Origin of the sequence: Pseudoalteromonas sp. S1609 (assembly GCF_005887255.1) — a bacterium.
In the GTDB taxonomy this organism is placed as follows: domain Bacteria; phylum Pseudomonadota; class Gammaproteobacteria; order Enterobacterales; family Alteromonadaceae; genus Pseudoalteromonas.
Genome location: NZ_PNDJ01000071.1, coordinates 15,286 through 29,901, shown reverse-complemented (window position 1 = coordinate 29,901; position 14,616 = coordinate 15,286). Strand labels below are relative to the sequence as shown.

The 14,616-nt window shown below is 40.0% G+C and carries 19 protein-coding genes and 1 tRNA gene; 10 read left to right on the top strand and 10 right to left on the bottom strand.

Features of this window, described 5'->3' with window-relative positions; genetic code table 11:
• Positions 1-17: 17 nt before the first annotated feature.
• A tRNA-Gly gene (locus CWB76_RS16550) sits at positions 18-93 on the top strand.
• A gap of 123 nt (positions 94-216) precedes the next feature.
• Here the strand turns inward: CWB76_RS16550 and CWB76_RS16545 are convergent.
• From CWB76_RS16545 to CWB76_RS16535, 3 genes are all read right to left on the bottom strand, one after another.
• On the bottom strand, positions 217-645 hold the full coding sequence (locus CWB76_RS16545) for a secondary thiamine-phosphate synthase enzyme YjbQ (RefSeq protein WP_138609062.1): 429 nt from the start codon (positions 643-645) through the stop codon (positions 217-219).
• Positions 642-1,109 (bottom strand): chemotaxis protein CheX, encoded by a 468-nt coding sequence (locus CWB76_RS16540; protein WP_010390540.1) that lies wholly within the window; start codon positions 1,107-1,109, stop codon positions 642-644. Before CWB76_RS16540 ends, CWB76_RS16545 begins: the two co-directional genes overlap by 4 nt.
• A gap of 63 nt (positions 1,110-1,172) precedes the next feature.
• Positions 1,173-1,607: a transcriptional repressor gene (locus tag CWB76_RS16535; RefSeq protein ID WP_008115496.1), complete on the bottom strand. Its 435-nt coding sequence runs from the start codon at positions 1,605-1,607 to the stop codon at positions 1,173-1,175.
• 92 nt (positions 1,608-1,699) lie between these two features.
• On the opposite strand from CWB76_RS16535, the gene CWB76_RS16530 reads away from it, so the two are divergent.
• The 8 genes from CWB76_RS16530 (at position 1,700) to CWB76_RS16495 (ending at position 7,229) form a co-directional block, all read left to right on the top strand.
• The gene (locus CWB76_RS16530; RefSeq protein ID WP_008115498.1) at positions 1,700-2,320 is read left to right on the top strand and encodes a MarC family protein; all 621 of its coding nucleotides are present in this window, start codon (positions 1,700-1,702) and stop codon (positions 2,318-2,320) included.
• 123 nt (positions 2,321-2,443) lie between these two features.
• Positions 2,444-3,376, top strand: coding sequence for a tRNA dihydrouridine(20/20a) synthase DusA (gene dusA / locus CWB76_RS16525; protein WP_036932963.1), 933 nt, complete (start codon positions 2,444-2,446; stop codon positions 3,374-3,376).
• 261 nt (positions 3,377-3,637) lie between these two features.
• Positions 3,638-4,318: a PspA/IM30 family protein gene (locus tag CWB76_RS16520; protein ID WP_138609060.1), complete on the top strand. Its 681-nt coding sequence runs from the start codon at positions 3,638-3,640 to the stop codon at positions 4,316-4,318.
• 10 nt (positions 4,319-4,328) lie between these two features.
• On the top strand, positions 4,329-4,535 hold the full coding sequence (locus CWB76_RS16515; protein ID WP_010390548.1) for a PspC domain-containing protein: 207 nt from the start codon (positions 4,329-4,331) through the stop codon (positions 4,533-4,535).
• Positions 4,536-4,545: 10 nt separating this feature from the next.
• Positions 4,546-4,872, top strand: a complete 327-nt coding sequence (locus CWB76_RS16510) for a hypothetical protein (protein ID WP_008115505.1) — start codon at positions 4,546-4,548, stop codon at positions 4,870-4,872.
• A gap of 78 nt (positions 4,873-4,950) precedes the next feature.
• Positions 4,951-5,460 (top strand): copper chaperone PCu(A)C, encoded by a 510-nt coding sequence (locus CWB76_RS16505; protein ID WP_138609058.1) that lies wholly within the window; start codon positions 4,951-4,953, stop codon positions 5,458-5,460.
• A gap of 8 nt (positions 5,461-5,468) precedes the next feature.
• Positions 5,469-6,455, top strand: coding sequence for a DUF2333 family protein (locus CWB76_RS16500; RefSeq protein WP_138609056.1), 987 nt, complete (start codon positions 5,469-5,471; stop codon positions 6,453-6,455).
• Between the two features lie 3 nt (positions 6,456-6,458).
• The gene (locus CWB76_RS16495) at positions 6,459-7,229 is read left to right on the top strand and encodes a TIGR04219 family outer membrane beta-barrel protein (protein ID WP_138609055.1); all 771 of its coding nucleotides are present in this window, start codon (positions 6,459-6,461) and stop codon (positions 7,227-7,229) included.
• A 46-nt stretch (positions 7,230-7,275) separates the two neighbouring features.
• On the opposite strand, the gene CWB76_RS16490 is transcribed toward CWB76_RS16495, so the two are convergent.
• Positions 7,276-8,157 (bottom strand): TIGR03899 family protein, encoded by an 882-nt coding sequence (locus CWB76_RS16490; RefSeq protein WP_138609053.1) that lies wholly within the window; start codon positions 8,155-8,157, stop codon positions 7,276-7,278.
• Entirely contained in the window at positions 8,126-8,674 is a 549-nt protein-coding gene (locus tag CWB76_RS16485) for an SRPBCC family protein (RefSeq protein ID WP_138609051.1), read from the bottom strand. The genes CWB76_RS16490 and CWB76_RS16485 overlap by 32 nt, the downstream gene beginning before the upstream one ends.
• Positions 8,675-8,973: 299 nt before the next feature.
• On the opposite strand from CWB76_RS16485, the gene CWB76_RS16480 reads away from it, so the two are divergent.
• A complete protein-coding gene (locus CWB76_RS16480) occupies positions 8,974-11,157 on the top strand; it encodes a YgiQ family radical SAM protein (protein WP_138609049.1) in 2,184 nt (727 codons plus the stop codon).
• A 73-nt stretch (positions 11,158-11,230) separates the two neighbouring features.
• On the opposite strand, the gene mgtE is transcribed toward CWB76_RS16480, so the two are convergent.
• From mgtE to hpf, 5 genes are all read right to left on the bottom strand, one after another.
• Complete coding sequence (mgtE, locus tag CWB76_RS16475; RefSeq protein WP_008115512.1) at positions 11,231-12,589, bottom strand: magnesium transporter; 1,359 nt, start codon at positions 12,587-12,589, stop codon at positions 11,231-11,233.
• A gap of 106 nt (positions 12,590-12,695) precedes the next feature.
• Positions 12,696-12,968 (bottom strand): HPr family phosphocarrier protein, encoded by a 273-nt coding sequence (locus CWB76_RS16470; protein WP_138609047.1) that lies wholly within the window; start codon positions 12,966-12,968, stop codon positions 12,696-12,698.
• Between the two features lie 17 nt (positions 12,969-12,985).
• On the bottom strand, positions 12,986-13,828 hold the full coding sequence (gene rapZ / locus CWB76_RS16465; RefSeq protein WP_138609045.1) for an RNase adapter RapZ: 843 nt from the start codon (positions 13,826-13,828) through the stop codon (positions 12,986-12,988).
• A 19-nt stretch (positions 13,829-13,847) separates the two neighbouring features.
• Positions 13,848-14,300: a PTS IIA-like nitrogen regulatory protein PtsN gene (ptsN, locus tag CWB76_RS16460; protein WP_138609043.1), complete on the bottom strand. Its 453-nt coding sequence runs from the start codon at positions 14,298-14,300 to the stop codon at positions 13,848-13,850.
• A 4-nt stretch (positions 14,301-14,304) separates the two neighbouring features.
• Positions 14,305-14,592 carry a ribosome hibernation promoting factor gene (hpf, locus tag CWB76_RS16455; RefSeq protein ID WP_010390562.1) on the bottom strand — a complete coding sequence of 96 codons (288 nt, stop codon included), beginning with the start codon at positions 14,590-14,592 and terminating at the stop codon, positions 14,305-14,307.
• Between the last annotated feature and the right edge of the window lie 24 nt (positions 14,593-14,616).

The following is a 14,616-nucleotide window of genomic DNA, read 5'->3' as shown; positions in this document are numbered from 1 at the left end:
ATCTGACTATTTTTAATGCGGTACTAGCTCAGTTGGTAGAGCGCGACCTTGCCAAGGTCGAGGTCACGAGTTCGAGCCTCGTGTACCGCTCCAATCATATTTACTTTCCAGATATTCATTTTCAAATAGCAAACAATGACCCATACGCGAATCATTATAAATTTATGTAACTTTTTTGAAATGTTCAATGTGTGCGAATGATCTATGTTGTAAAACCTAAAACGCTTCGCCTTGCAAAGTTGCAATAATACGCCTTGAACCACCATGATCACGGTGCTCACCTAAGTATATTCCTTGCCAAGTTCCCAGCGCTAACTGACCGTGACTAATCGGGATAGTTAATTCGCAACCTAAGGTACTGGTTTTTATATGGGCAGGCATATCATCATCGCCCTCATAGTCATGGCGATAATAAGGCTGGCGCTCTGGAACAAACTGATTAAAGTGGCTTTCCATATCCATGCGTACCGTTGGATCGGCGTTTTCGTTAATAGTTAAGCTGGCAGAGGTGTGTTGAATAAATAAGTGTAATAAACCAACTTTAAGCTGACTCAGTTGTGGGAGGTGAGTAAGTATGTCGTTATCAATTAAATGAAAGCCCCGCGAGCGAGGCTTTAATGTAATTGTGGTTTGCGACCAGCTCATAGCTTATCGAAACTCACTTCTATATTTGCATTACCTGCGTCACTGGTAAACGGCATAAGAATTTTTTTGCCGTCACTTTTGTGAGTAATAGTGTGGTTTTTACCAGACACAACAATGGGTGTTGCCATGGCAAAATCATAGCCTTTTTCACCTAGTAAATTCTTAGCACCACCGGTAACCATATTAGTTATTTCACCGACCATGTCGGTTACTTCTTCATTTATGTCGTCTGGTCGTTCGCCTAACATTCGTTCCATAATGGTTAGCGCTAAACCTTCGTCGAAGGTAATTGAAAATGAACCGCGAGTTTGAGGGCCAACCATACCAATTAATCCCGATACATCACCACAGGCTATCTCATCGGTTTTAATGCGTGGCTTGCCTGGTTTTAACTGAGTTTGAGCCATAGTGCTCAATACATTCATCAAAGAAGCTAAAAAGGGATTAATGAACTCTACATTCATATTAGATGTCCTTAAATTGGTACTGATAAAGGTTATACGTAAAGTATAGCTATAGTCGCTTATCTATGCTCGGCAAGAGTCACATTTACCATGTGCTTCTATTGTTTGTCCGGAAACTACAAAGCCACTTTCGGCTGCTAAGTTATTGAGCTCATGTGAAATTACTGTTGAGTGCAGCTCTTTAACAAAACCGCAGCTATCACAAATTAATAGCTGAACAGGATGAATATGATCAAAATGATGACACAGCATAAATGCATTGGTGCTTTCAATTTTATGAATAAAACCGAGTTCGGCTAAAAAGTCTAAAGCACGATAAATCGTTGCAGGTTTAGCGCCTGTTTCAGTGACTTTTAATTGTTCAAGTAAATCGTATGCACCCACACCACCTTGAGCACTGGCCAATAAACGAAATACCTTCTCGCGAATTGGTGTGAATCGCGCACCACGGTTGTCGCATACTTGTTTTGCTTTACTTACGAGTGATTCTATATTCATCTTCTCTCATCCTTACGCTGCCGTGATATACTAACATACTGTATTGTAGTTGCAGCGTTTTATTAACCGATTTAATGAAAAGGTACTCATTAATGCATGAACTATTGGCTATATTTATTTTCTTTTTTGCGGTTATCGATCCAATTGGCACAATCCCGGTTTTTATCGCCGTAACTCGTGGAGATGACGACAAGTTTAAGCGTAAAGTGATTTTTAAGGCCGTGGGTGTGTCTGCTTTAGTACTGTTATTTTTTGTAGTTGCTGGCGAGCAATTACTGAATGTGATTGAGATTCCGCTCTCGGCATTTCAAATAGCAGGTGGTTTAATTTTATTAATTTTTGCACTCTCCATGACCTTTGGTGAAAGTAAGCCTGAAGCTGAAATTAAAAGTGTTAGAGATAGTACTGAAACCGCTATTTTTCCGCTCGCTATCCCATCAATAGCCAGTCCCGGTGCCATGTTAGGTGCGGTATTAATGACGCGCAATGAGGAGTATACCTGGGTTGAGCAAATGATTACCTCATCAATGATGTTAGCTGTTTTAGTGGTGGTACTGATTTTGTTATTACTTGCTACGCATGTACATAAAATAATAGGTGATAGTGGGGCGAGTATTATTAGTCGAATTATGGGGTTAATTTTAAGCTCAGTCGCAGTAACTAATATTTTAAACGGTATTGCGCAATACTTTGGCTTGCAAGTGTTTGCTTAATATTGCTGCGCATAGGGCTTTTGTGTAAAATGCAGCGCCGTTTAAGCTGTGCTTAAATTATAAATTTTTGAGGATCACATTTTGGATAAACGTACTTTAAATCGACGCTTTAGCGTGGCACCCATGCTTGATTGGACTGATCGCCACTGTCGTACGTTTCATCGTAAAATGACAAAACACACCGTGCTCTACACTGAAATGATCACTACAGGCGCTATTTTATTCGGCCGCGGTGACTACTTGCATTTTAATCAGCACGAAGGCCCTGTGGCATTGCAATTAGGTGGATCAGATCCGCAAGCGCTAGCACAGTGTGCCAAGCTTGCTGGTGAGCGTGGTTATGATGAAATAAACCTTAATGTAGGTTGTCCGTCAGATCGTGTGCAAAATGGACGCTTTGGTGCCTGTTTAATGGCCGAGCCTAATTTAGTTGCAGAGTGTGTTGCTGCAATGAAAAGTGAAGTGAATATTCCGGTTACGGTTAAAACTCGTATTGGTATTGATGAGCAAGATTCTTATGAATTTTTATGTGCTTTGATAGAGGCTTCACATAAGGTTGGCTGTGATGACTTTATTATTCATGCGCGCAAAGCATGGCTAAAAGGGTTGAGCCCGAAAGAAAATCGCGAAGTTCCTGAGCTTAACTACCCCCGAGTTTACCAGCTTAAAAAAGATTACCCTCAACTTGATTTAAGTATTAACGGTGGTGTTAAAACCATTGAGCAAAGTCTTGAGCATTTACAGTACATAGATGGGGTTATGGTGGGCCGAGAGGCTTACAGTAATCCATTTATGCTTAATGAAGTAGATGAAAAAATTTATGGTGATGCGGCTAATACTCAGTCTCGACATGATGTTGTACGCTCTATGTATGATTATATTGAAGAAGAGATGCGTTTAGGGGCTAATTTTTGGCATGTTGCACGCCATATGTTGGGTATTTTTCAGGGGCAGCCTGGTGCGCGTGGCTTTAGACGCCACTTATCTGAAAATGGTCATGGTAAGCAAGCTGATTTAAGTGTTATGGATAAGGCACTAAGTTACGTACCCGAGTAATGCCAATTTAATAGAATTGGCATAGCAGATACTCTTTATAGAAAAAGTCACCTCAGGTGGCTTTTTTTGATCCCAAATTTTAGTCAAAAATATAATTTATTAGCCAATTCGACTTAATTTCATTCAGTGACTAGTCATTAATTTACCCGCCAAAAATAATTTAAATTATTGATATTTAATGAAAATAAAAGAATTTTAAGTTGTTGGCATAACTCTTGGAATCCTGTTGATGTATAAATAAAAAATCATCAGGAGAATAACATGGGTATATTTAATCGCGTAAACGACGTCATTCAAGCAAATATCGTAGCTATGCTAGATAAAGCAGAAGATTCAGAAAAACTACTTAATTTGATGCTAACCGAAATGCAAGAGGCACTTAATGAGTGTCGTAGCACCGCGGCAGCACTATTATGTGAAGAAAAGAATATCAAGCGTCAAATAAGCAATAAACAACAAGCGCTCACAAATTGGCAATTAAAGGCCGAACATGCCATTGCAAAAAATCGTGACGATTTAGCTAAATCAGCACTAGCTGAAAAACACGTTATTGAAAAAAACATAGAGTGCTTACAAACACAACTTGAGACATTGCAGCAATCAATTGTAAAAATCACAGAAGACTGTGAGCGCCTACAGCAAAAAATGACACAGGCTAAAGCTAAGCAAGCACAACTTGTAAAGCGTGAAAATGTCGTTGAGGCAAGAGCAAAGATAAATACTCAGCTGCAGAGCGATAAAGTGGCTACTGCTTTATCACGATTTGAGCAAATTGAGCGCCGTGTTGAGAGTGTTGAATCGCAAGTTGAAGCGTATGAACTGACAGATACAGCGAGCAATACGGCAATGCAAATTGAGTCACTGGTTAAAAACGAAAAAATTGATGCAGAACTGGCAAGTTTAAAAGCGAGTTTAAACACCGCTGATAAACAAACAGCCTAAGGAGATTGTTATGAATAATTTTAATACACATCGTCGTTGGTATAAAAATACGCTTAACAAAAAAATATCAGGTGTCTGTAGTGGGTTAGCTTACCGATTAGACTTTCCGGTATGGTCTACTCGTTTAGTCACCGTTTTATTATTTTTAAGTTTTCCGTTTGCAGTGGCGCTAGGTTATTTAATCGCACACTGTTGTCTTGAAGAAAAAGCAGTGTAAGGGGAATAACATGAAAACTTTCGCCGTATGCCTACTTATTGTTACATTATTTTTAATTAATAGCGGTTCGATAATTCATTTTGATGTATGGCAGTTCCCGTTGTGGATTTCAGATATTAGTTGGACAGGTATTGAGCTCATTGGGGCGTTAGTCGCCATTATTGTTGTTATTGCGATTGCTGCTTTGGTAACTATGGGGCTTGTTGGCGCGGCGATGGTGGCACTAGCTGGAACTATATTAGCCTTTTTATTCGGATCACTGATGATTGCTTGGCCATTATTGTTTGTGGCAGGCTTGTGCTGGTTAATCGCAGATAACAAAAAAGTAGCTTCTTGAACTTAAATTAGCTGCCTAATATTAGGGAATTATGATAGATTTGGGCTATATTTTTTCGTTTTAACAAGGATTTTACTGATGATTAAACAATGTATTTTGAGTGCAAGTGCGTTAATAGTGGGTGTTTTTTCGTCTTCGTTATTGGCGCACGAAGGACATGAGCACGATAGTGTTGTTGCGCAATTACAAGTAACAAATGCGCAAGTAAGAGAGTTTTTACCGGCTACCAAAGCCAGTGTGGGCTATTTCAGCATTGAAAACCACAGTAATGTTCCGGCAACACTTACAAGAGCGACCATAGATGGGTTGGGTCGTGTTGAGATTCATGAGCACGTCCACGCTGATGGCATGATGAAAATGCAAAAATTAGAATCACTGCTTATTAAGGCCCATCAGCAACTCGATTTTAAGCCTGGGAGCTATCATTTAATGGTGTTTGAACCGCAAGAGCCGTTAAAAGTAGGTCAAGAACGCAAACTCACGCTATATTTTGAAGACGGAAATCGAGTATTCACCAATGCGAAAGTAGTTTCGCTAGCATCGCAAGCTGAGCCGGTAAAAGCATCGAAAGATCATAGTCATCATTAGGGGGATAAATGTCACAGCATAAAGGAAAAATAATAACGGCATTGGTACTATTGTTTGTCGTATTTTACGCTATTTCAGTGTACTGGAGCATAGAGCCTGCACGTTTTGATGTGGTACAAAATGCCAAGCAGCAAGCACAGCAACGTAGTGAAAAACCAGTAACAGGGTATGTAACCACTTCAACACTTATCACCGTCGCTGATACTCTCTTGACTAAGTCAGGCGGTTATTTATCAAATGATGTACTGCCACCGAGCGTAATAATGGACAACATGCCTGCTTGGGAGTATGGCGCGTTGGAAATGGTGCGTGATTTAGCATTATCAATGCGAAAAGATTTTAGTCGTTCACAGTCACAATCAACTGAGCACGAAGCGCTTAAAAAAGCACAGCCACAATTTAATATTAGTTCTGAAGCATGGGCATGGCCAAGTGCTGAGGGCGAATATCAAAAGGGTATTGATTACTTATTAGTTTACCGTTCTCAAATTGCGAATCAGCATGAGCGCGATAGCCAGTTTTACTCACGTGCAGATAATTTACGCAGTTGGTTAAAAGAAGCAGAAAAACGCTTAGGTAGCTTAAGCCAGCGTTTGAGCGCGAGTGTAGGTCAAGACAAAGTAAATACCGATTTAGCAGGCAATTCTTCAAATACTCAAGCTACTTATACGCCATTACAACAACAAGTAAAAACATCGTGGTGGGAAATTGATGATGTCTTTTATGAGTCACGTGGTGCTACTTGGGCTTTACTGCATTTTTTACAAGCAGTTGAATATGATTTTGCCGAAGTACTTGATAAAAAGAACGCCCGTGTTAGTTTACAACAAATTATACGCGAGCTTGAAGCGACTCAAGAAACGGTTTGGAGCCCAATAATTCTAAACGGCAACGGATTCGGTTATGTCGCCAACCACTCACTCGTTATGGCAAATTATATCTCTAGAGCCAATGCGGCACTGATTGAACTTAGCGAATTATTAGCGCAAGGATAAAAAATGAAAAAGTATTGTATAGCAGCAGCCTTATCAATGGCATGTTTAGCACCTGTAGCACAAGCCGACACTGTATTAGGTTTATATGTAGGAGTTGATGGTTGGAAAGCAGATAATGATGGTGGCTTTTCTGATAATAATAATGCCCTACAAAACTTCAACTTTGAAGATGAGACTTTTGTTAGCTATTACGCCGCACTTGAGCATCCAGTACCGCTAGTACCAAACTTAAAACTAAAATACACTGAGCTTGAACTAAACGGCGCAACACAACTTGAAGATACATTTACTTTTAATGGCACTGATTATGTTGTAGGTACTGATGTTAATTCAGTTACTGACTTATCGCACATTGATTATATTCTTTACTATGAAATTTTTGATAACGACTTAATCTCAATTGATTTAGGTATTAATGCTAAGCAGTTTGATGGTGAAGTTGTGGTAACGGGTACATCACAACAAGGTGGTGCTAACTTCACTGAGATAGAAGAGTTCTCAGGTGTAGTACCTTTAGCATATGGACGTTTAGAAGCAGGTTTACCATTTAGTGGTTTAAGTGTTTTTGCTGAAGGTAGCTTTTTAGCTATTGATGACAGTAAAGTACGAGATTACCAAATGGGTATTGCTTGGGAGTTGATTGATAACCTAGCGGTTGATGTTGCGGTTAAAGCGGGCTACCGCTCTATGGTTTTAGAACTTGATGATGTAGATGATATTAATACTGATATTGATGCATCAGGCCCATTTGCGGGTATACAAGTTCATTTTTAAGCACCGATTAGTTTAATGAAAAGCCACCTTGTGTGGCTTTTTTTAGTTATTTTGAAGTGTGCCACACTAATTCAAATTCCCCTTCAAATGCTGCACCAATTAACTGTTTGTAAACTTTATTAATTGGGTAATTCATTAGTCTAAACAGTTCATCACCGGTTTGGGTAAACTTATAATAGCTTAGTACTAAGTCGTTACTTTTTGCTTTTAAAGTTAGTTTTTGAGTTAAAAAGGAGAGAGTGATCTCTTGTCCTGCTTTTAATGCAGCGGATTCAATCTCTTTACGGTATAACAAATTTAAATCCATTAAGGTTAATACATCAGGAAAACTCACACCGCTTTTACCTATGCTTAATGACACTTTATTACCCTTACCTAATAAATCAAATAACGAGGGTTTTTTGTAATAGCCTAAAAATATTAGGTGACTACTATCTTTTTCGTTATACCCAGAAATAGACACACACTTTCTCAATGAATCCGCTTCGCGCTGGGTCATATGTTTGAGGGTTTGTAAGCTTTTTATAGAAAAGGTACCTGGGCTAATAGTTTCGCCAGTAAAAATTTTTGCCCATAATGTTTGCATTGATTGATTTGAAGTATCTTCACATAAGGCAATAAAGTGCTCTACCCAATCGGCATCAGGTTGTTTAGCGCAGGCTACATCAGGACAAAATTCCATTGCTAAGGCTAAAATAGTCTCGATATTTTGTTGTTGTTTTATTAGCAGTAGATCTTGTCTTTTTTGTGCTCGCGCTAATACTGAATGCTCGCTATTAATACGATAAAGAGACTTTGATTTACCCTGCGTATTATAGATTTGTTCATCAGCTGCAGTCGTATTACTCACTTTTGTGACCGAGTAACCTAACAGTGACTCAATAATATTGGCAAGTTTAATTCTGGCTTGTGCGGTTTTTACTGTCATGGCTTTCCATTATTGCTTGTGCATCACTGAGTTGGGCTACCGTCTTTAAGTTATTTAGCCCAAGGGTGACTATATTGCTTAATATATTTTCAGCAAATATAGCAACATAGCCAGATATAAGCGGCACAGTTGCTTGTCCTTGTATATGCCAGGTTACAGTTTTTGCATGTGGGCTAAATAGTAATCGGCTAGTAATAATATGTTCTTGATTAAATAATACATTAAATACAACTTCATTGGCGCTTAATGAAGTGATTGTCATTTCGCCTTGCCCCCACTTTCCTTGCCAAGATTGATAGGCTCCCGCACCAGCACTAGGTTCACCAATACTAAATTCAATATTGGGATCTATTTGCTGCCACGGCGACCATTTGTACCACTGAGTAAAATCTTCCACTAATGACTTTATAACAGGAGGGCGGGCATTTATTTTAATGCTTTTTTGCACGTGATAGTTTTGTGGTAAAAGTAATCCCACAACAACAAACGCCAACAGCAAGATGGCTGAAAACTGCATTAATTGTTTAAGTAGTTTAATAGGTATGCCTCATTGGTTTTAATATTACAGCATCTATGAATTATTAATAATCACAGCTTATTTAATAGTTTAGCCTAGAGTCGATCATTTTCATCTAGTTTATCTACTTTAAATAAATCTAAAAGCAGACATTAGCAGTAATCAGCTTAGATGATTTGTCTGTTTTAGTAATGCGATAAAGGTAAACAATTTTTAATCAGTGCTTTCATTTTGTGCTATATCAACGTGGATGTCGATAGGGTATAATTCGCGCCTTTTGTTATTGAACGGCCAATTTTATGAGCACATTAAAAGCTGAACGCGGCTTATTCTCATACCCTAAGTATTGGGCTGAGTGTTATGGCACAGCCCCATTTTTACCAACAACACGCGAAGAAATGGACGCGCTTGGCTGGGATAGCTGCGATATTATTATTATTAGCGGTGATGCTTATGTAGACCATCCTAGTTTTGGGATGGCCGTAATTGGCCGTGTGCTTGAAGCGCAAGGATTTAGAGTAGGCATTATTGCTCAGCCTGATTGGAACTCTAAAGATGCGTTTATGACATTGGGTAAGCCTAACTTATTTTTTGGTATTACAGCCGGTAACATGGATTCGATGATCAATCGTTACACCGCTGAAAAACGAATGCGTCACGATGATGCTTATACTCCGGGAAATGTTGGTGGTAAACGCCCTGACCGTGCCGTGATAATATACTCGCAACGTTGTCGTGAGGCCTATAAAGATGTGCCACTCGTTTTAGGGGGCATTGAAGCCAGCTTGCGTCGTATTGCTCATTACGATTATTGGCAAGAAAAAGTACGCCGTAGTGTATTGTTTGACGCTAAGGGTGATATTTTAATTTATGGTAATGCCGAACGTCCATTGGTTGAAGTAGCGCACCGTATCGCTGCGGGTGAAACCATAGATTCCATACAAGATGTGAGAGGCACGGCGGTTATTCGTAAAGAGCCTTTACCCGGTTGGCGCGGCAGTGATTCAACAGCCATTGATAAAATTGGTAAAATAGACCCTATTCCTAATCCTTATGGGGCGGATGATGTGGGTTGTGCTAAATCAGAATTTAAGCAAGCGGGTATTGATTTAAAAGCCGAAGCTGCAAAACCAATTACCATACAGCCTGCGCGTCCTAAGCCATGGGAAAAAACTTACGTTAAGTTACCCGCTTTTGAGCAGGTCAGTGTTAATAAACCATTGTATGCCCATGCATCGCGTATTTTACACCAAGAAACCAACCCCGGTTGTGCAAGAGCGTTGTTTCAGCGTCATGGCGATCGCTCTATTTGGGTGAATCCGCCAGCCTATCCACTTGAAACCCAAGAAATGGATGATGTGTTTGGTTTACCGTATCAGCGTATTCCGCACCCAAGTTATGGCGACGACAAAATCCCTGCTTACGATATGATTAAAACGTCGGTAAACATAATGCGTGGTTGTTTTGGCGGCTGTTCGTTCTGTTCTATTACTGAGCATGAAGGGCGGATAATTCAAAGCCGATCTCAAGAATCAATTATTGAAGAGATTGAGCAAATTAGAGATAAAGTGCCAGGCTTTACTGGGGTTATTTCTGATTTAGGCGGACCAACCGCAAATATGTACAAACTGCGTTGTACCAGCAAAAAAGCAGAGAGTACCTGTCGCCGCTTGTCTTGTGTGTATCCTGATATTTGTAAGCATATGGATACTGATCATACCCCAACTATCGATCTATATAAAAAGGCGCGTGAGGTTAAAGGGATCAAAAAGATCTTAATTGCTTCAGGCGTGCGTTATGACCTTGCCGTACGTGATCCTCGTTACGTTAAAGAGCTAGTAACTCATCATGTTGGTGGGTATTTAAAAATTGCACCAGAGCACACTGAAGATGGCCCATTATCTAAGATGATGAAGCCGGGTATGGGTGCTTACGATGAATTTAAAGCGCTATTTGATAAGTACTCTAAAGAAGCGGGTAAAAAGCAGTATTTAATTCCATACTTTATTTCTGCTCACCCAGGGACTAAAGACGAAGACATGGTTAATATGGCTTTGTGGCTGAAATCGAATGACTTTAAGCTTGATCAGGTGCAAAACTTTTACCCATCACCGATGGCTAATGCGACCACCATTTATCATACTGAAATGAACTCGCTACGTAATATTAAAAATAACACAGAGCAAGTTGCGGTACCAAAAGGGGCGCGCCAGCGTCGTTTGCATAAAGCAATTTTACGTTACCATGATCCTGCCGGTTGGCCTATGATCCGCGAAGCTCTTCGTAACATGGGCAAAGCTAAACTCATTGGTAAAGGTCCAAATTGTTTAGTGCCAGAAGAAGGCAGAGATGAAAGGCAAGCCAAATGCAGTAAAGGTAATAAGGGTGGTCGTCCAGCGCTTACTCGTCATACTGGCTTTAGTCAGTTTAAAAAAGCCAACACTAAACCTAAGGTGGGCGGTAATCGCCAGCGCGCAAGGTAAAGTAACTATCGGCTTAAACAAAAACACCGCGTATTGATGCGGTGTTTTTGTTTATAAACGTTTATAAACAAAATTAAATCAATAACCAAGTTGCGGTGCCTAAAAAGGCAAATATACCAACGATATCAGTTACCGTGGTTAGTACCACACTGCCTGCCAGTGCTGGATCTATTTTCATTTTTTTAAGCAATAGTGGGATACTAGCACCCGCAATACCTGCTGCAACTAAATTCATAAACATAGCAAACGCTAAAACACCACCGAGTTTGAAATCCCATTGCCAAAGCGCAACGACACCGGCAATTAGGATAGACCAAACCATACCGTTAATCGCGCCGATAGCGAGTTCTTTTAATAATAAAAAACGTTGGTTAGTTTGGTTGATATGGCCCACCGCGATACCGCGAATAACCAAAGTTAAGGTTTGGCTGCCTGCAACCCCACCCATTGATGGGACAATGCCATTGAGCACAGCAAGAATTGGTAATATAGCTAAGGTGTTTTCAAAAAAGCTCGCCACAATTGCAGCCAGCAATGCAGTTAGTAAGTTTACACCTAGCCAAATTGAGCGCTTTTTAGAGCTTTTTAAGACCGGCGCAAAGGTATCTTCTTCATCATCAAGACCCGCTAAGCTTAATAAGCTATGCTCTGCATCTTCACGGATAACATCAACGATATCATCAATAGTAATACGACCAAGCAAATGCGCGTTGTCATCGACCACTGGTGCCGATATCCAGTTATGCCGTTCAAATAGTTGCGCTACTTCGCTTTCATCCATTGAAATAGGGATAGATTCACACTCTTCATCCATTAAGTCCTGAACAATTTTTTCAGGGGGGTTAGTTAATAAAGTGCTCAGCGATAAAGCGCCTAAAAAACAGTTATGTTTATCTACAACGTATAAGTCATCAGTGCCCTCTGGTAGTTCACCACGTAAGCGAATATAACGCAGTACAACATCTAGAGTTACATCAGGGCGAATTGTCACCGTATCGATATTCATCAAGGCGCCAGCAGAGCGCTCTTGGTAAGATAGAGCTTGTGTTGCACGCTCTCTATCTTGAATATCCATGGCGCTAACAACGTCTTTATATACGGTGTCTGGTAGGCTACGTAGTACTTCCCCTAAATCATCATGGCCCATGTCTTCTGTTGCAGCAGCAATGTGCTCAGGTGCCATTTGCGCAATAATGCCCAAACGTACGTCTTCAGAGAGCTCTTCAAGTACATCACCCTGCACATCGGGATCAACCAGTTGCCAGAGCATACGACGAATTTTATGGGGAGATGATTCTAAAAGAAGTGCGGTATCACAAGGTGCCGTTTTTGCTAGCATGCGCCTAACTTGAACAAATTGACCACTATTTAGTGACTTAGTCACCTGTTTTAGTTGTTGTAGTGGAATATCTTGTTCTAAAGCTTCAGGCATTGGCGTCCTTAATTAAATTTTATTACACGATGATGGGATATCGCTTTATCTTACTTTATATCAGTAAACTACCTCAACCACTATTAACCTTAGCTTATGAGCAGGATTACTCTTGCTCATTAAATCGTTGATCAATGAGCTCACCAATTGCATTAAGTGCAGGTTCTGCGTCAGGGCCTTCACATACTACCCTAACTTCTTTGCCTTGACTGCTTTCGAGTAGCATAAGAGCTAGTACACTGTCGCCAGCGGCTTGTTTATCGTCTTGAAATAACGTGATTGAGGCATCAAATTGCACAGAAAGCTGTGCCAGCACAGTAGCCGCTCTGGCATGCAGGCCTAATTTGTTTTTTATTAAAAATGTACTTTCTAACCGCATTAATATTCTCTCAAGCTTTATTCTTGTTCTCGGTGGCGAATTTTCACATTAGGATGACTCATTGCAAAACTTTCACCTATAGTTTGCGCTAAGTAAACCGAGCGGTGTTGCCCTCCAGTACAGCCAATGGCAATGGTTAAATAGCTGCGGTTATTTCTTTCTAAATGAGGCAGCCATGTTTGCACGAATGTTTGAATTTGCCATGTAAACTTTTGTACTATGCTGTGACTGGCTAAGTAGTCTTTTACTGGTTGATCTAGCCCTGTAAGCGGCTTAAGCTCAGGCTCCCAATGTGGGTTTGGTAAAAAGCGAGCGTCGAATACATAATCGGCTTCTTTGGGTATACCGTGTTTAAAGCCAAATGACTCAAAGGTAATGATCAGTTGTTTGTCTTTTTTACCGAGTATTTTTTCACGGATAGACTCAGCAAGCTGGTGCACACTTAAGCCTGTGGTATCAATCATATAATCGGCACGATTAATGAGTACATCAAGGAGTTGCTTTTCTTTTTTTATAGCTAAATCAAGTGGCAGAGAATCAATAGAAAGAGGGTGAAGACGCCGTGTTTCTGAAAAGCGTTTAATTAAGGTTTGATCGTCACTGTCTAAATAAAACACCGTTGGCTTAGTAAAACCAGGCAAATATTCAATGATTTCATTAAACTGTTGTTGTTCTTTAGGTAAGTTACGCACATCAACACTTACAGCTATTTTATCGTAGCTGTCGGAAACACTACGAACAAGAGATGGTAATAAATTTAAAGGTATATTATCTACACAATAATAACCTAAATCCTCAACAACGCGTAACGCAACAGATTTACCAGAACCTGAGCGACCACTTATAATTATTAATTCCATTTATCACCCTTTATTATTGCTACGGTTGACTTACAATGATCTGGTACAGCTCACTGTCGGATTTTGCCGCCCGTAATTGCTTACAAAATTCTTTATCGTTGAGTTTTTCAGCTATAGTGGCTAAGGTTTTTAAATGCTGCTTATTGTCACCGTCGGGTACAATTAAGGCAACAAAAATGTCGACCGGTCGATTATCTATTGCATCAAAATTAATAGCCGCTTCGCTCACTAATATAAGTGCAAGAGGCTCTTGTACACCACTCATACGACCATGAGGAATTGCAATTCCTCGGCCTATACCTGTGCTCCCTAGTTTTTCTCTTGCTGTTAATGCATTAAGAATATCTTGTTGAGCTAAATAGGGCAGTTTATTGTGAGCCAATTCACTGATAAATTCTAAAATTCTTTTTTTACTATTAAAAAGGACCGCAGCTTTACTGCAGTCCTGACAGATAAGTGAGCTTAGTTTCATAGTGTTAGTGTCGAGCAAGTTTCTCTTTGTGTTTAATTACTTGACGATCTAGCTTGTCAATCAGCGAGTCTATAGCGGCATACATATCTTGGTGTTCAGTAGAAGCAAAAATCTCAGCGCCACTAACATGAACGGTTGCTTCGGCTTTTTGGTTTAGTTTTTCTACATCGAGAATAACGTGCACATTCGTTATGTGATCAGTGTGCCTCTGTAACTTCGAAAATTTACTATTTACGTAGTCTCTAAGCGAGTCGGTAATATCTACATGGCGACCAGTTAAATTCAGTTGCATAAACATTTTCCTCTTTGTTGTACG